Raw genomic sequence first — 17,218 nt, 5'->3', positions numbered from 1 at the left:
GCGCGCCTCTCGCGAGCCGGCTCGCGTCCACATAAGCCGCATTCCATGTGGGAGCGAGCCTGCTCGCGAAAGCGTCAGGGCTGATGCCGCCGCATCAGAATTTGATGAAATGCTTGCGGTAGTGCTGCAGCTCGGCGATCGATTCGCGGATGTCATCCAAAGCCAGGTGGGTGCTGCCCTTCTTGAAGCTGTCGCGCACATCCGGCGCCCAGCGCGCGGCCAGTTCCTTGAGCGTGGAGACGTCGAGGTTGCGATAGTGGAAGTAGCTTTCCAGCGCCTTCATGTGGGTATAAAGGAAGCGACGATCCTGGCAGATGCTATTGCCGCAGATCGGCGACTTGCCCTTCGGCACCCACTTTTCCAGAAAGGCGATGGTCTCAGCTTCTGCCTCAGCCATGCTGATGCGGCTGTCGCGCACACGCTGGGTCAGACCGGAGTTGCCGTGGGTGCGGGTATTCCACTCGTCCATGCGCGCGAGCACTTCGTCGCTATGGTGGATGGCAATCACCGGACCTTCAGCCAATGTGTTCAGCTCACTGTCGGTAACGATAGTGGCCATTTCGATGATGACATCGTTGTCCGGGTCCAGACCGGTCATTTCCAGGTCGATCCAGATCAGGTTCTGCGGGTTTTGCATATTCGGGCTCCTAGGCAATGCTGCGCAGTTTAGCCTAGGCCGGTGGCCGGGCGTGCTAAACTCGCGGCCGTTTTACCTAATCGCTGCATTCTTCAGACGGAACACCCATGGCCAAACGCCAACTCAATCGTCGTCAAAACTGGCGCATCGAAAAGATCCAGGGCGAGCGCGCCGCACGCGCCGCCAAACGCGAGTCCTCGGCGGTCGAAGCCCTCGAGGGCGGCGACCTTGGCCCAGAGCAACACGGCCTGGTGATCGCCCACTTCGGCGTGCAGGTCGAAGTCGAAGCCGTCGACGGCGAACTCGCCGGTCAAGTGTTCCGCTGCCACTTGCGCGCCAACCTGCCAGCGCTGGTCACTGGCGACAAAGTGGTCTGGCGCGCCGGCAACCAAGGCATTGGCGTGATCGTCGCGCAACTGCCGCGCAGCACCGAACTGTGCCGCCCAGACAGTCGTGGCCAGCTCAAGCCGGTTGCCGCCAACGTCGACATGATCGTCATCGTTTTCGCGCCGCTGCCCGAGCCTCACGCCAACCTGATCGACCGCTATCTGGTCGCCGCCGAACATGCCGGCATCCGCCCGCTTCTGCTGCTGAACAAATTCGACCTGATCGACGAGCAGAACGCCCCGGCGCTGAACGCGTTGCTGGCGGTGTACCGCACGCTGGGTTATCCGGTGCTGGAAGTCTCGGCTCACCACGGTGATGGCATGGAGCAGCTGCAAAAGCAGCTCGACGGGCGCATCAGCGTGTTCGTAGGTCAGTCCGGCGTCGGCAAGTCGTCGCTGGTCAACAGCCTGCTGCCGGAAGTCGAAACCCGCGTCGGGCCGTTGTCGGAATTGTCCGGTCAGGGCACGCACACCACCACCACCGCGCGCCTGTTCCACTTCCCTGGCGGCGGCGAACTGATCGACTCCCCGGGCATCCGTGAATTCGGTCTGGGCCACGTCAGCCGCGCCGATGTCGAAGCCGGTTTCATCGAGTTCGATGACCTGCTCGGCACTTGCCGTTTCCGCGACTGCAAGCACGACCGCGAACCGGGTTGCGCGCTGCTCAAGGCGCTGGAAGATGGCCGCATCCAGCAGCAACGGATGAACAGCTATCGCTCGATCATCGCCAGCCTGCCCGAAAACGGTTATTAAACCGTCGCGCCGGCAGCCCCGCACCACGGGCTGCCGGTTGTCGGACCGCATCTGAATCAGTTCTCCCCCACTTAAACATAAGCCTCTGCTGTAGGCTTTTGCGCGGCTGCTTGCAGGACCTTTCTGTTTTGCCGCGCAGACCTTGTAGGCCTGAGCCAGCGGCCTACATTCCTTTCCTCCTTCGCTCACAGCGACCTTCGAGGAAAGCCATGCCAACCTGTGTTTTATTCATCCGCCATTCGTCTCGCTACATCCACGCGTGCAGTGCCCACAGCATCGTCGGCGCGATCCGCCTGCACACGGTGGTATGAGCATGCGCAAGGCACTGTTCATCGGCATCAACGATTACACGCATATCGGCGGCCTGAGCGGCTGTTGCAACGACGCCATGGCCATGGCTTCGGTGCTGAAAACCAATGCCAACGGCGACCCCAACTTCAAGAATGTCGTGTTGACGTCCGCCGAGGATTATTTGAGCCGGCAAAAACTCGAAGATCAGATCCGCGAGTTGTTTTCCGGTGACTGCAACGTCGCCCTGCTGTATTTCGCCGGCCATGGCGGTTTCGACGCCGACACTGACGAAGGCATGCTGATACCCCAGGACTACCGCAACGCCAAGGACGGCATCCGCATCAGCGACATCCTCAACTGGGCGGACAAGGCCACGCGGATCAAAAACAAAGTGATTATCCTCGACTGCTGCGAAAGCGGTTCGGCCGGCGAAGTGCGCGCCTTGCGCAGCGAGAGCAGCATGGTCAGCGAGGGTATGACGATCCTCACCGCCTGCAAAAAAGCCGAGCCGGCAATGGAGGGCGCGCAGCACGGCGTGTTCACCGGCCTGCTCCTGCAAGCGCTGCACGGCGGCGCGGCGAATATTCTCGGCAAAATCACCCCCGGCAGTCTGTATTCCTTTGTCGACAACGCCCTCGGCGCCTGGGAACAGCGTCCGGTGTTCAAGACCAATGTGTCGCAGTTCATTTCCCTGCGCGAAGTCTCGCCGCTGATCCCCAAGGAGATCCTGCGCAAATTGCCCGACTGGTTTGCCGAAGCCGAATCGGTCTACCCGCTCGACCCCAGCCATGAGCCCACCGAAAAGGCGTTCGTGCCTGAGCACGGCGAGGTCTTCGCCCAGTTGCAGAAGTGCAACCGCCACAGCCTGATCGAGCCGGTCGACGCCGAGCACATGTACTACGCCGCCCTCAACTCCACCGGCTGCCGCCTGACGGCACTCGGCGCCTATTACCGCGAACTCGCCCTCAAAGGACATTTCTGATGCCAGTCTTTATCAGCTATCGCCACATGGATCGCGCCCATGCGATCGCCATCAACACCCGCCTGACCCAGGCGAAGATCAGGACATATCTCGATGTCCTCGATCCGGAATCGCAGACCACGGACGACATCACCGGGGTCATTACCCGCAACATCACCGAGTGCACGCATCTGCTGGCGGTGGTGTCGGAGACAACTGCACTGTCGTGGTGGGTGCCGTTCGAAATTGGCGAGGCGACGATCAGCAATCGGCGGATCTGTACGTTCAAGACCGGACCTGCGCAACTGCCGATCTATCTGGACAAATGGCCGAAGCTGAGCACGGCCAGCGATCTGGATTTCTTTATCGATGCGTATCGTGACGAGGTGTCGAACAAGCGGTCGATGGCGCTGGATTCGATCAGCGAATCGGTCAAAGGGGCTTACAAGCGCGATGCAGAGATGTTTCATGAACAGCTGAAGAACCGGATTCGTCGGGGATTCTGAGACTGTGCCGGCTTGTGATAGCCAAAAAAAAGCCGACATCACTGTCGGCTTTTTTTCACTTACTGCTTCGGCGCAGGCGCAGGCGCCGCCCCACCCGGCTCAGCCGGTTTCGGCGCCGCATCGTCAAACAGATTCAACCGCTCGCGCAACTCGTGAGCCGGCACCGGCTGTTTGTCCGCCGGCAACGCATTCGGATCAACCGGGGCTGCCGGAGCAGCACCGTTCTGCCCCTGATCCGCCGGTTTCGCTGCCTCAGGCCCCTGCGCACCTTCGATGGCGGCCTGGGCTTTCTTGGTCAGCACGACAATATCGATCCGGCGGTTGACCGGGTTGAACGGATTTTCCCGATCGAACAACGCCGATGAGGCATAACCGACCACCCGCGCCACCTGCGCATCCGGATAGCTGCCCGCGACCAAGGCACGGCGAGCCGCGTTGGCGCGGTTGGCCGAGAGCTCCCAGTTGCCGTAGTCGCCAGTGCCAATGTACGGCTTGGCGTCGGTGTGGCCGCTGATACTGATCTTGTTCGGCACCGCTTTGATGGTGTCGGCCATGGCCAGCAGGATGTCCTCGAAGTACGGTTTCAGGCGTGCGGAACCGGAGTCGAACATCGGCCGGTTCTCGGCGTCCATGATCTGGATGCGCAAGCCGTTCGGCGTGATCTCGAAAAGGATCTGATCCTTGAACTTCTGCAGTTGCGGGTTCTCGTCGACCTTGTTCTGCAGTTCTTGCAGCAGCAGTTCGAGACGCTCCTTCTCGACCTGCTCGGCCATGCCTTCAACCTGATCGGTGTCGACCGTAACCTTGTCCGGTTGCGGTTGCGACTTCACTTCCGGGTTGAGGGTGTTTTCCGGCGCCAGGGTCGGCGTGCCACCCAAGTCGATGATGTACGGCGTGCCGCTTTCGGAGAAGCCGACCGGGTCCTTGAAATAACCGGCGATGGCGATCTTCTGTTCCGGCGTAGCGGTGGACAGCAGCCACAGCACGAGGAAGAACGCCATCATCGCCGTGGCAAAGTCGGCGAAGGCGATTTTCCACGCCCCGCCGTGGTGCCCGGCGGCAATGCGCTTGACGCGCTTGACGATGATCGGCTGATTATTTTCCATGACTTAGCGACCGCGAACCGCTTGTTCCAGCTCGGCGAAGCTTGGACGGTGCGCCGGGTACAGAACCTTGCGCCCGAACTCGACCGCCAGCGACGGCGGCATGCCGGACGCCGAAGCCACCAGCGAGGCCTTGATGGCTTCGTAGACGTTGAGCTCTTCCTTGGCATCGTGGGCCAGGGAATGCGCCAGCGGACCGAAGAAACCGTATGCCGCGAGAATACCGAAGAAGGTACCGACCAGTGCCGCACCCACGTGCAGACCGATCGACGCCTGGTCGCCCTCGCCCAGCGAGGCCATGGTCACCACGATACCGAGTACCGCCGCAACGATACCGAAACCGGGCATGCCGTCGGCGATGCCGTTGACTGCGTGCGATGGGTGCTCGAGGTCTTCCTTGAGGCTGTACAGTTCCATGTCGAACAGGCCTTCCAGTTCGTGCGGAGCCATGTTGCCGGAGGACATGATGCGCAGGTAATCGCAGACGAACGCGGTCATGCGTTCATCCTTGAGCACCGCTGGGTACTTGGCGAAGATCGGGCTCGCGGCGGCATCTTCGATGTCGCCTTCGATCGCCATCATGCCTTCACGGCGGCTCTTGTTGAGGATCTCGTAGATCAGCCCGAGCACTTCCAGGTAGAAGGTGTGGGTGAAGCGCGAACCGAACATGCTCAGGGATTTCTTGAGCACGTGCATCGTCATGTAACCGGGGTTGGCCTGGAGAAATGCGCCGAGGGCCGCACCGCCGATGATCATCACCTCGAAGGGCTGGATCAGAGCGGCAATCTTGCCGTGGGAGAGCACGTATCCGCCGAGCACGCTCGCGAATACGACGATGATGCCGATAATTTTAGCCATAGGTAGAAGGTACTTGTTTAAGTCGGGTTCAAGGTCATATTCGGAAGTTAAAAAATCTCTTCTTCTACTTATCGGCAAAACTGCGCCAGACTATAGCCAGTTCAGGCGAAAAGCCAATTTAGCCCATGCCGGGCGCGTCTACAGTCAGTGAAGATCTCGTCCAGACATGGCTAATGAAACGAACATTCCATCGGTAATACCGACCACGCTCCAGGCTTGGGTCAAGCTGCTCGACAGCGTCCGCCTGCCCGTACCACAAGAGGCTCACGACAAAGTCTGCCGGGCGATCCGCGACAATCGCAGCTCGCTGCGCGACATCGCCGATCTGATGCAGGACAGCCCGGCGCTGGCCTTGAGCGTCATCCGTGAGGCGAATCGTCACACCCACGGCACCATGGCCGCGCCGGCGGAAAATCTTGAGGTGGCAATCAATCGCCTGGGCCTTGCCCGCACCGAAGAATTGCTCGCGCGCCTGCCCGCCGAACCGCACCGGCAAATCCCCAAGGGTTTGCGCCAATTGCAACTGATCAGCCAACACGCGACACAACAGGCCAACGGTTTTTTTGCCAGTCGCCTCGCGCGGCTGTGGCAGGACATTCATTGGGGCAGCTTGCTGTTTTTGTCGCCGCTGTGGCCCTTGGCACTGACGTATCCGCAGTTGCTCGAGGAGTGGGAACTGCGCGTGATCCACAAGGGCGAGTCGGCACGTGTGGTCGAAAAGCAATTGTTCGGCGTGCGCCTGTTGAAGATCGCCGAGGCGCTGGTCCACGCCTGGCATCTGCCGATCTGGGTCGAGCAAGGCTACAAATTGCTGCTCAGCGAACAACGCGAACTGGTCAAAGTGCTGCGTATCGCCCGCGACAGTGAACACCCGCTGCGCCAGCAGAATCGCCTCGACGATGACCCGACATTGCGCCGCTGGCTCAACCAGCCGGCGAATACCGTGCTGCTGGCCAATGGGCTGGCGCTGTCGGCGCAACAGGCCTGGGACAGTCCGCACAGCAAGCGCTGGCAGTACCTGACCAGCCTCTATCTGCAGATTTCCATGGACGAAGTGCAGCAACAGTTGCACCAGCAAGCGGCGAACAGCGCGCGTCAGCATGCGATGCCCGATTTGTGGCACCCGGCGGTTTCGCTGATCTGGCCGTGGGGCACTCGTCGCTTGCCGGCCGGCATGCTCCCGGCAGCAGCGCCGAATGCGGATGACTTGGGCCAATGGCGTCGGCAATGCGCCGAACTGCTCGCCGAACCCAGCCGCTTCACCAATGCCATGAGCCTGACCGTCGCCGCCCGCGAGGCACTGGTGGCCAGCGGCATGCGCCGGGTGATGATTCTGATGGCCGACCGCACGCACTCGACCCTGCGCGTACACCAGACCGCCGGTTTGCCGAAGGATGCGGCGGCGCTGAGTTTTGTCGTCAGCCAGAGCAAAGTCCTGCAACGCCTGCTCGCTCAGCAGGCACAGGTGCGGATCACGCCGGAGAACAACGCACAATTCTCGGCCTTGTTACCGGCGAGCCTGCGCACGCTGTTTCGTGGCGAACATCTGTTTCTGCGTTCATTGGTCAACAATGGTCGGGTGATCATGATCGTCGTTGCCGATCAGGGCGGCGGCCCCTTCGCCGACATCACTGTGCAAGCCTTCGGCAAAACCGCGCAGTGCATCGAAAAAGCCCTGCACAGCTTTAGCAGCCGTGGCCAATGAGCCTGCGCTACAATCCTCCCCTTTGTGCTCTGGAGACCTCACATGTCTGACTTCTCTGGCTTGCCGCTTGTCATCGAGCCGAGCGACCTGCTGCCGCGTCTGGAGTCCCCGGAACTGATCCTGGTGGACCTGACCAGCCCTGCCCGGTATGCCGAAGGTCACTTGCCCGGCGCACGTTTTGTCGACCCGAAACGCACCCAGCTCGGCCAGCCACCGGCCCCCGGGCTGATGCCGGCGAAGGCCGATCTGGAAGCGTTGTTTGGTGAGCTCGGTCATCGCAAAGACGCGGTCTACGTGGTGTATGACGATGAGGGCGGCGGCTGGGCCGGGCGTTTCATCTGGCTGCTCGATGTCATTGGCCACGACAAGTACCACTATATAGACGGTGGTCTGCCGGCCTGGCTGGCGGACGGCATGCCCATGTCGATTCAAGTGCCGGCCGCCGTCGGTGGCCCAGTGTCGCTGACCCTGCACGACGAACCGACCGCCACCCGCGAATACCTGCAAAGCCGTCTCGGCGCCGCCGATCTGGCGATCTGGGACGCGCGTGGGCCGCTGGAATATTCCGGCGAGAAAGTCCTCGCCGCCAAGGGTGGCCACATCCCCGGTGCGGTCAATTTCGAATGGACTGCCGGCATGGACCAGACGCGTCAGTTGCGTATCCGCAGCGACATGCCGCAGATCCTCGAAAACCTCGGGATCACCAAGGACAAGGAAATCATTACCCACTGCCAGACCCATCACCGGTCGGGCTTCACTTATCTGGTGGCCAAAGCCCTCGGTTATCCGCGGGTCAAGGGCTACGCCGGTTCCTGGGGCGAATGGGGCAACCACCCTGACACGCCAGTCGAGATTTAAGGTTTTTAAGGACAACTAATGAAAGAGCGTCTGTTTATCCTCAGCCAGTACCTGCTGCCGCATCACCTGCTGTCGCGCCTGGCCGGCTGCATCGCCGAATGCCGCGTGCGCTGGTTCAAGAATGCCTTCACCCAATGGTTTGCCAAGCGTTATCAAGTGGACATGTCGCAAGCGCTGGTCGAAGACCTGACCGCTTACGAGCACTTCAACGCCTTCTTCACGCGTGCCCTGAAAGACGGCGCGCGTCCACTGGACGAGACGCCGGGCGCGATCCTCAGCCCGGCCGACGGTGCGGTCAGCCAGCTCGGCCCGATCGAGCACGGTCGTGTGTTCCAGGCCAAGGGCCACAGCTTCAGCGTGCTGGAGTTGCTCGGCGGGGATGCGGCCAACGCAGCGCCGTTCATGGGCGGCGACTTCGCTACCATTTACCTGTCGCCTAAGGACTATCACCGCGTGCACATGCCGCTGGCCGGCACCCTGCGCGAAATGGTCTACATCCCGGGCCGCATTTTTTCGGTGAACCAGACCACTGCCGAAAACGTCCCGGAGCTGTTCGCCCGCAACGAGCGCGTGGCGTGCATTTTCGACACCGAACGCGGGCCGATGGCCGTGGTGCTGGTCGGTGCGATGATTGTCGCTTCGATCGAAACCGTGTGGGCCGGTCTGGTCACCCCACCGAAGCGCGAGCTGAAAACCTTCCGCTACGACGAAGCCGCACGCGCTCCGATTCATCTGGAAAAAGGCGCGGAACTTGGGCGCTTCAAGCTGGGTTCGACGGCGATCGTGCTGTTTGGCCCGGATCAGGTGAAGTGGGCCGAAGAGCTGGTGGCCGGTTCACCCGTGCAGATGGGCCAAGGCCTGGCACTGCCAAAAGCGTGACCCTGTTCGCGGAAGCAGCCGAGGCTGCTTCCGCAAACTGCGGCATTTGCTGCTATGGTTTTGCTCATGAGCCAGACCAACTTTTCTCCCAAGCTGCGCGCTCCGACTCCCACGCAAACACGCCTGTCGTTCTGCGACGCCAGCCCGCGCGACCTCAAGCGCTGGATCGCCAGCCTGCCCAAAGCCAACATCGGCGAAACCGCCCGCTTGCTGTATCAAGGCCTCGGCGAACTGAACCTGTTGCTCACCCCCAGCGACAATCGCCTGCAATTGCTTGAGCTGCTGCGGCCCGAGGTGTATTTCGTCTGCCAGCATCTGGAACGGCATTTTCTGCATCAGGCGATCATGCTCGACGAGCGTTCGCGCAAAGTCAGCAACCTGTGTCAGGCGCTGCAAGGTCAGTTGGCCATCGGCTATAAACAGATTGTTCTGCGCATCCTGCCCAAATACACCAAGGACCGCGCGACATTGGTCGGCACCGCCTTGCAACGCGCGGCGCATGCCCTCAAGGCGCAACTGGTGCGCGCCACGCAGCTGTACAGTTCACCGCCGGAACACGCGTGGCTGGAATTGCATCAGCTGTATCGCAGCGCTGCGCAATTACAGCTGCAACAACGGCGGCTGCGCGATGATCTGGCGTTTTTGACCAGCGAATTGAGCGTCGAACAGACCTACATCGCCGCACTGCTATTGGGCAGTGCCCGTTGCAATCAATTGCGTCAGAGCCAGATTGCCCGGCTGGCCGAGGTGATCGAGCCGTGGAGCGCCCTGCTCAAGCTGCATCCCGACAGCGCCGACGACGGCTTGTTTGCGGTCAGTCCGGAACTGGATGTTGGTCCACGCTACCGCAAGATGTTTCGCAGTGAACAACAGAGCGCGCTCCTGGGCTTCGACCCGCAGCCCTTGGTCAAGCAGCTCGAAACGCACCTGCTGCAGCAGCCGACTTCGCCCCCCTGCCTGTTTCCGCCGGTCTCAGCATCGATACCCTGCAACATCTGCACGCGACCTGGGGCCAGGCTGCCGAACGCAGTTTTCAGCGCAGCGCCGGCCAGGGCACATTGACCGTGTGCGTCGGCATGAGCGCCCTGCACTTCTACCTCGGCGGCGAGCGCACCTTCAGCGAGTTGCTCAAACATCCCGGTGCCCGCGCGGCAAATTTCAGCAGCGTGGTGGCCAACGGCGAAAAGGACAGCTGGAGTCAGGCGTTCGACGCTGCCCCGCAAAGTAACGATGAGCTGTTGCCGTACGAGGAAATCCAGTACGACCAGTTGAGCGAGGATGAAGGCCCCGGCAACTCGCCGAACTATCCGACTTACGCCTTGCCGGTGATCAACCATAGCCCCGGCGGCTATTGCCTGGCCTGGCCGAGCGAGGTGCCGGCGGAATTGCAGGCCGGGGAAATGCTCGGCATTCAGGACAGCGAGGGCAAAGGCTGGAGCATTGCGGTGATTCGCTGGATCCGCCAGGTGCGCGGTAGCGGCACGCAGATGGGCATTGAACTGGTCGCGCCACACGCGCAGCCGTGCGGGCTGCAACTGGTTCGTTCCAAGGACGATCACAGCCATTATCTGCGCGGTTTGCTGTTGCCGGAGATCAGTGCGATCGATGTGCCGGCCACCGTGCTTGCGCCGCGCCTGCCGTTCCAGGAAGGCAACAAGGTGTTGATCAACACCCAGGGCGAAGAACACCGCGCCGGGCTGGATCGGCGGGTGGCGAGTACGCACAGCTTCAACCAGTTCGCCTATCGCTCGCTGGATCCTGCGCAGAATGGCGGGGGTGAGGAGGATTTTGATTCGTTGTGGAATTCGCTTTAGAGCAAAAGATCGCAGCCTTCGGCAGCTCCTACAGGGAAATGCATTCCAAATGTAGGAGCTGCCGAAGGCTGCGATCTTTGTGCTTTGTCAGTTACAACTGCCCGTCACGATCCCGGAAACCCAGCAGATACAACACACCATCCAGCCCCAGCGTTGAAATCGCCTGCTTCGCCGACTGCTTGACCAACGGTTTGGCGCGGAACGCCACGCCCAGCCCGGCAATCGCCAGCATCGGCAAGTCGTTGGCGCCGTCGCCGACAGCAATGGTCTGCTCCAGACGCAGCCCTTCCTTGTGCGCCAGCTCCTTGAGCAGATCAGCCTTGCGCTGCGCATCGACAATCGGTTCGATCGCCACGCCGGTGCACTTGCCGTCGACCACTTCCAGCTCGTTGGCAAACACGTAGTCGATGCCAAGCCTGGCTTGCAGCTGCTTGGCGAAATAAGTGAAGCCGCCGGACAGGATGGCGGTTTTGTAGCCAAGGCGCTTGAGTTCGGCGAACAGGGTTTCGGCGCCTTCGGTCAGGCGCAGCGAGGCGCCGATCGAGTCGAGCACGCTGACGTCGAGGCCCTTGAGCAGCGCCAGACGCTCCTTGAAGCTGGCGCGGAAATCCAGTTCACCGGCCATGGCGCGCTCGGTGATTTCCGAAACCCGGTCACCCACGCCGGCCGCTTTGGCCAGCTCATCGATGACTTCCGCTTCGATCAGCGTCGAGTCCATGTCGAACACCGCCAGACGCCGGTTGCGGCGAAACAGCGAGTCTTCCTGGAAGGCGATGTCGACGTTCAATTCCTGGGCAACGCTGAGGAATTCGGCGCGCAAAGCCTGCGGATCGGCGGCTTCGCCGCGCACGGAAAACTCGATGCAACCCTTGCCCTTGTCGGCCGGCGTGTCCAGCGGCATGCGCCCCGACAGACGGTCGATATGGTCGATGTTCAAGCCATATTTGGCGGTGATCGCGCTGACCGCCTGCAACTGGCCGGCTGTGACTTTGCGCGTCAGCAGGGTAACGATATGGCGTTTCTTGCCCTGATTGCCCACCCACTGCTGGTAATCCTCTTCGGACACCGGGGTGAAACGCACTTGCTGATCCAGTTCGTAGCCCTTGAACAGGATGTCCTTGAGCACTGACTTGCCCTGTTCGGAATCGGGAATTTCAACCAGGATGCCGAACGACAGGGTGTCGTGGATCACCGCCTGACCGATGTCGAGAATGTTCACACCACCTTGTGCCAGAACACCGGTGATGGCCGCTGTCAGACCGGGACGGTCGACTCCCGTGATGTTAATCAGGACGATTTCGCGCAACGCGCACCCCCGCAACTGGAAAAAAACCGCATTCTACCCACTTTCAGTGACCATCGGGCACCGCGAGCGCTTTGCCGGTCTGGGGCCTGTCGCTATACTGCGCGTCAACTTCACGGACAAAGAGCCGAGCTCAAGTGAACCGGCCCACGCCAGTCAAAACCGATAACTTCTTCCTGCTGATCTTCCGTGCACTGCGCCATCGCCGTGTACCGATTGCATTGCGCATTGCCAGCCACAACGTGATCCTGGTCGCTCTGGCCCTGGTGATCTATGCCGGGGTGATGGGTCTGCAATTCAAGCAGGCCATGCACGAGCAGGCCGATGCGCTGGGCGAAAGCCTGACCACGCAGACCGCCACCTCCGCCACCGAGCTGCTGGTGTCCAACGACATCCTCAGCCTCAACGTGCTGCTCAACAACCTGACCAAGAACAAACTGGTCGCCCACGCGGCGATCTACAGTGTGGACAACCGCATCCTCGCCGAGTCCGGTCAGCGTCCCAAGCACAGCCTGCTGGGCGAAGCCGAGGGCATGTACGAGAGCAAGATCACATTCCAGGACGTGACTGCCGGGCAACTGCGCATCAGCCTGGACATGGATCAGTTCCAGCAGCCGATGACCATCAGCCTGCAAAGCATGGGCATTCTGAGCGCGATTCTGCTGGCGCTGTCATTGGCTCTGAGTCTGCGCATGGGCCGCTATCTGTCGACGCCGTTGCTGCAATTGCGCGTGTGGCTGCGCCGGATCGACGCGCACACCCCGGGCATCGATCGCCAGGATGAAATCGGCGATCTGGCGCGCCAGCTGCATGCCAGCTACGCCCCGGAACCGGAGCCTGAGCCCGAACCCGAGCCGGAATTCGCCGAGGAAGAAGACGAGCCTGAATTCGAGGTGCGTAACCTGCGCGATCCGAGCTTCGACGAAAGCCGCCCGCTGGCCGCGAAGAAACCGGCACCGCGTCACCTGGTCAGCACCGTCGAAGACGATGATGACGATGACGCTTTCGCCGACCTGCGCGACGAATCGCTCAACGGCGCCGCCCAACCGCTGACGCGCAAACCGAGCCCTGACGTGCCACAGCACACCGCCGTACTGGCCGTGCAACTGGGCTCGCAGGAACAATTGCGTCGTTTGCCTCGCGCACGTCTGGAAGAATTGCAGGAACGCTATCGCGACTGCCTCGAGCAGGCCGCGTCGCTGTATCAGGGCGAAATCGAAACCCTCAACGATGGCAGCACGCTGTTGCTGTTCCATACCGAAGATTGCGGCGACGACTACCTGACCAATGCCATCTGCTGCGGCGAACTGCTGCGTGCTCTGGGTCATCAGTTGCAGATCGAGGTCGCAGACAGCGGCATCACCCTGCAATTGCAGCTGGGCCTGACCTTGGGCGATGAGTTGTTCGGTTTGAGCCAGATTGATCTGCTGCTGACCGATTCGGCCCAGGATGCACTGGCCTTGTCGCAACACAGCCGCAATCTGCTGCTGGTCGAGCGCAAGATCAGCGATGACACGTTGATCCGCCAGCGTGCGCGGATCCGGCCGATCGCCAGCCCTGAAGGCGCTTGCTGTGTGGAGCGGTTAATGGAGCCATATCCGTCGATGCTCGAACGGCAACTGGCGCGGATGCATGAGCGTCGGGCGTAAGGCTTAGGCCAGATACGCAAAAGCCCGCAGATGAGTGATTGTCTGCGGGCTTTTTTGTGCGCGGCGTTATTGGATTCGAGAGCATTCCTGAAAAGCCCCTCACCCTAGCCCTCTCCCAGAGGGAGAGGGAACAGATTGGGGGATATTCGAGAGTTACATCGACATGCACGTTTGGCTGTGAATCCACAATCGCCAACATCTTTCAGGTCGACGTAAGACGCCCGACACCTCGGTCGGTCCCCTCTCCCTCCGGGAGAGGGCTAGGGTGAGGGGCTTTTGATCTTCCACCCCACCCCCAGACACAACAAAGCCCGCACTAGGCGGGCTCTGATCTGGCTCGTTCCAGCCTCAGAAGCGAAACACTTCCATATCGGTACGAATCGGCGAGGCCATCGGGATCTTCGGCTGCTTCTCGGCATCCGCAGCCGGCGCTGCGGGTTTCGGCGCGGCTTTACGCGGTGCCTCGGCCACGGGCGGCTGGTTGGCCAGTGGCTTGAGCGCCACCGACAACTGCTCGGCCAGACGCTGCAACAGAACCCCTTGTGCCTGTACCTGGGAAGCGGTGCTGCCGGCGTGCGTTTCCTGCAGGTGAATGATGCGGTTATCGCGCACCTTGCCGCGACGATCGATCAAACGCCATTGCGCATCGAGAATCGCCGGTTGTTTCGCCCCGGAATCCAGACGGGTGATGGTCAGCAGAACCTGCACATCCGGCGTGAATCCGGCAGTAGCAGGCGCCAGCACCACACGCTGACTGTCCAGGTGACCAGCCACCTGACGCATCAGCAGTTGATCGATATCCGACGAAAGGCTGCCAGCCCAACGACCGTCGGTCGCCGCTTGCAGGCTGCCGTCGGGTTGACGTTGCAGCAGGGTTTCGCGTTGCAGGTAATCGGCAACAACTACCGGCCCCAGCAAAACCGCCATGCCCGCGCTTTGCGCAGGCTGAACCGGACTTCCGCTGTCCAGTTGGTACAGCGACACCGGCTGGTGAACGCTGCAACCCGCCAGGCCAAGAACGCCGGCGAGCAACAAAATAAGGGGGCGTAGAGCAGTCATCATCCCGTCCAGGTGGCCGCCACAAGGCTGACCACAGTGAAAATACTCAATAAATATGAAGAACGCTCGGCCACGCCGGCGCTTGAAAGGCCATATCATCCGTGAATATGCGTTCCGACTCCAGCGCCAAAGCGTCGATCTACGCGTTTAATCGCAGATCGAACGCTCTAGTAAGGCGTTCTCGCCTAATTGAGGTTTTCGACGAGCAGCGCATCCACTCTCTGGAAGCCCCGCGGAAGTTTGTTTCCGCGCCGTCCACGCTCACCTTTGTAGTGCTCGAGGTCGTCGGCTTTCAGCGACAGGGTCCGTTTGCCAGCCTGCAATACCAGGGTGGCGCCTTCCGGCAGGACGGCGATGTCCGTGACATATTCTTCGCGACTGGCCACGCGTTCACCGGATATACCGATGATCTTGTTGCCTTTGCCCTTACCTAATTGTGGCAGATCGCTGATTTTGAAGATCAGCAGGCGACCTTCGGTCGTGACCGAGGCCAGCCAGTTCTGCTCACGATCGGCCACAGGGCGCGGCGCGATGACCTTGGCGTTGTTCGGCAGGCTCAACAGGGCCTTGCCGGCCTTGTTCTTCGCTTGCAGGTCTTCGCCTTTGACCACGAAGCCGTAACCGGCATCGGACGCAATCACGTACAGCGCATCGTCTTCGGGCATCAGCACGCATTCGAACGAAGCGCCCGGTGGCGGCGTCAGACGGCCGGTCAAGGGTTCGCCCTGGCCACGGGCCGACGGCAAGGTATGCGCGGCGACCGAGTAGCTGCGACCGGTGGAATCGATGAACACGGCAAACTGGTTGGAGCGCCCCGCCGCCGAGGTCTTGAAGCCATCGCCGGCCTTGTACGACAGACCGGTAGCGTCGATGTCGTGGCCCTTGGCCGAACGTACCCAGCCTTTTTCCGACAGCACGACAGTGACTTTCTCGTTCGGCAGCAGATCGTGTTCGCTCAGCGCCTTGGCTTCGGCGCGCTCGACGATTGGCGAACGGCGGTCGTCGCCGTAGGTTTCGGCGTCTTTGAGCAGCTCGGTGCGCACCAGTTTCTTCAGCTTCGCTTCGCTGCCCAGCAGGGCTTGCAGCTTGGCTTGTTCCTTGAGCAGTTCGTCCTGCTCGTCGCGCAGCTTCATCTCTTCCAGTCGCGCCAACTGACGCAAGCGGGTGTCGAGGATGTAGTCGGCCTGAATCTCGCTGAGGGCGAAACGCTCAATGAGCTTGGCTTTCGGATGTTCCTCGGTGCGGATGATGTGGATCACTTCATCCAGGTTGAGGTAGGCGATCAGCAAACCGTCCAACAGGTGCAGGCGACGCTCGACCTTGTCGAGGCGGAATTGCAGGCGGCGACGCACGGTCAGCACGCGGAATTCCAGCCATTCGACCAGCAGCGCACGGAGGTTTTTCAGCTGCGGCTTGCCGTCCAGACCGATGATGTTGACGTTGACCCGGTAGGTCGATTCCAGCTCGGTGCTGGCGAACAGGTGCTGCATCAGCGCTTCGTGATCGACGCGGCTGTTGACCGGGATGATCACGATGCGGCACGGGTTTTCGTGGTCGGATTCGTCACGCAGATCGGCGATCTGCGGCGCTTTCGACGGTTTGGCCTGCATCAGCGCGGCGATCTGCTCCAGCACCTTGGCGCCGGAGACCTGATGCGGCAGCGCGGTGACGATGATGTCGCCGTCCTCGACGTGGTACACGGCGCGCATACGCACCGAGCCCTTGCCGGTTTCGTACATCTTCAGCAGGTCGGCGCGCGGCGTGATGATTTCCGCTTCGGTCGGATAATCCGGACCCTGAATGTGTTCGCAGAGCTGTTCGACCGTGGCTTTCGGCTCATCCAGCAAGCGCACGCAGGCGGTGGCGACTTCACGCAGGTTGTGCGGCGGCACATCGGTGGCCATGCCCACGGCGATACCGGTGGTGCCGTTGAGCAGAATGTTCGGCAGGCGCGCCGGCAACACCAGCGGCTCCTGCAGGGTGCCGTCGAAGTTCGGCCCCCAGTCCGCGGTGCCCTGGCCCAGTTCGCTGAGCAGCACTTCGGAATAGCGCGACAGCCGCGCTTCGGTGTAACGCATGGCGGCGAAGGACTTCGGATCGTCCGGCGCACCCCAGTTGCCCTGGCCGTCGACCAGCGTGTAGCGATAGCTGAACGGCTGCGCCATCAGCACCATCGCTTCGTAGCACGCCGAATCGCCGTGGGGGTGGAACTTGCCGAGCACGTCACCGACGGTACGCGCCGATTTCTTGTGCTTGGAATCAGCGTCCAGCCCCAGTTCGCTCATGGCGTAGACGATACGCCGCTGTACCGGCTTCAGGCCGTCGCCGATATGCGGCAAGGCGCGGTCCATGATCACGTACATGGAGTAGTTGAGGTAGGCATTTTCGGTGAAGTCAGCCAGCGAGCGGCGTTCTACACCATCCAGGCTGAGATCAAGGGAGTCGCTCATGCGGGC

Annotated in this window: 13 protein-coding genes and 1 pseudogene; 8 read left to right on the top strand and 6 right to left on the bottom strand. The window is 61.4% G+C overall.

The annotated features are described in order from the left end of the window. Positions 1–94: 94 nt before the first annotated feature. Complete coding sequence (gene orn / locus AB4N41_RS11390) at positions 95–637, bottom strand: oligoribonuclease (protein ID WP_016771957.1); 543 nt, start codon at positions 635–637, stop codon at positions 95–97. 107 nt (positions 638–744) lie between these two features. Here orn and rsgA point away from each other — a divergent pair, with 107 nt between their 5' ends. The 3 genes from rsgA (at position 745) to AB4N41_RS11375 (ending at position 3,534) form a co-directional block, all read left to right on the top strand. After that, the gene (gene rsgA, locus AB4N41_RS11385; RefSeq protein WP_024011360.1) at positions 745–1,776 is read left to right on the top strand and encodes a small ribosomal subunit biogenesis GTPase RsgA; all 1,032 of its coding nucleotides are present in this window, start codon (positions 745–747) and stop codon (positions 1,774–1,776) included. 313 nt (positions 1,777–2,089) lie between these two features. Continuing rightward, positions 2,090–3,049 (top strand): caspase family protein, encoded by a 960-nt coding sequence (locus tag AB4N41_RS11380; protein ID WP_252879325.1) that lies wholly within the window; start codon positions 2,090–2,092, stop codon positions 3,047–3,049. Beyond that, positions 3,049–3,534 carry a toll/interleukin-1 receptor domain-containing protein gene (locus tag AB4N41_RS11375; protein ID WP_041480739.1) on the top strand — a complete coding sequence of 162 codons (486 nt, stop codon included), beginning with the start codon at positions 3,049–3,051 and terminating at the stop codon, positions 3,532–3,534. Before AB4N41_RS11380 ends, AB4N41_RS11375 begins: the two co-directional genes overlap by 1 nt. A 59-nt stretch (positions 3,535–3,593) precedes the next feature. On the opposite strand, the gene motB is transcribed toward AB4N41_RS11375, so the two are convergent. Beyond that, positions 3,594–4,640 carry a flagellar motor protein MotB gene (gene motB, locus AB4N41_RS11370; protein WP_041480740.1) on the bottom strand — a complete coding sequence of 349 codons (1,047 nt, stop codon included), beginning with the start codon at positions 4,638–4,640 and terminating at the stop codon, positions 3,594–3,596. Between the two features lie 3 nt (positions 4,641–4,643). Then, on the bottom strand, positions 4,644–5,495 hold the full coding sequence (motA, locus tag AB4N41_RS11365; RefSeq protein ID WP_024011357.1) for a flagellar motor stator protein MotA: 852 nt from the start codon (positions 5,493–5,495) through the stop codon (positions 4,644–4,646). A 166-nt stretch (positions 5,496–5,661) separates the two neighbouring features. Between motA and AB4N41_RS11360 the strand changes: the two genes are divergently transcribed. The 4 genes and pseudogenes from AB4N41_RS11360 (at position 5,662) to AB4N41_RS11345 (ending at position 10,751) form a co-directional block, all read left to right on the top strand. Then, positions 5,662–7,200: an HDOD domain-containing protein gene (locus AB4N41_RS11360; protein ID WP_150638291.1), complete on the top strand. Its 1,539-nt coding sequence runs from the start codon at positions 5,662–5,664 to the stop codon at positions 7,198–7,200. A gap of 42 nt (positions 7,201–7,242) precedes the next feature. Then, a complete protein-coding gene (rhdA, locus tag AB4N41_RS11355) occupies positions 7,243–8,058 on the top strand; it encodes a thiosulfate sulfurtransferase (RefSeq protein ID WP_076565369.1) in 816 nt (271 codons plus the stop codon). An 18-nt stretch (positions 8,059–8,076) separates the two neighbouring features. Further along, on the top strand, positions 8,077–8,937 hold the full coding sequence (gene asd, locus AB4N41_RS11350) for an archaetidylserine decarboxylase (RefSeq protein WP_024011354.1): 861 nt from the start codon (positions 8,077–8,079) through the stop codon (positions 8,935–8,937). Between the two features lie 66 nt (positions 8,938–9,003). Beyond that, positions 9,004–10,751: pseudogene (locus AB4N41_RS11345) on the top strand (molecular chaperone). A 91-nt stretch (positions 10,752–10,842) separates the two neighbouring features. Here the strand turns inward: AB4N41_RS11345 and serB are convergent. Beyond that, positions 10,843–12,057: a phosphoserine phosphatase SerB gene (serB, locus tag AB4N41_RS11340; protein ID WP_041477650.1), complete on the bottom strand. Its 1,215-nt coding sequence runs from the start codon at positions 12,055–12,057 to the stop codon at positions 10,843–10,845. A gap of 134 nt (positions 12,058–12,191) precedes the next feature. On the opposite strand from serB, the gene AB4N41_RS11335 reads away from it, so the two are divergent. Further along, positions 12,192–13,703: an AhpA/YtjB family protein gene (locus AB4N41_RS11335; protein WP_095180973.1), complete on the top strand. Its 1,512-nt coding sequence runs from the start codon at positions 12,192–12,194 to the stop codon at positions 13,701–13,703. A gap of 348 nt (positions 13,704–14,051) precedes the next feature. On the opposite strand, the gene AB4N41_RS11330 is transcribed toward AB4N41_RS11335, so the two are convergent. Together AB4N41_RS11330 and parC are read right to left on the bottom strand one after the other, a co-directional pair. After that, positions 14,052–14,762, bottom strand: coding sequence for a PqiC family protein (locus AB4N41_RS11330; RefSeq protein WP_024011350.1), 711 nt, complete (start codon positions 14,760–14,762; stop codon positions 14,052–14,054). Positions 14,763–14,947: 185 nt separating this feature from the next. Next, a complete protein-coding gene (gene parC / locus AB4N41_RS11325; protein ID WP_024011349.1) occupies positions 14,948–17,212 on the bottom strand; it encodes a DNA topoisomerase IV subunit A in 2,265 nt (754 codons plus the stop codon). Between the last annotated feature and the right edge of the window lie 6 nt (positions 17,213–17,218).

It is taken from the genome of Pseudomonas sp. S2_A10 (genome assembly GCF_054668465.1).
This window is presented reverse-complemented; position numbering and strand designations above follow the sequence as displayed.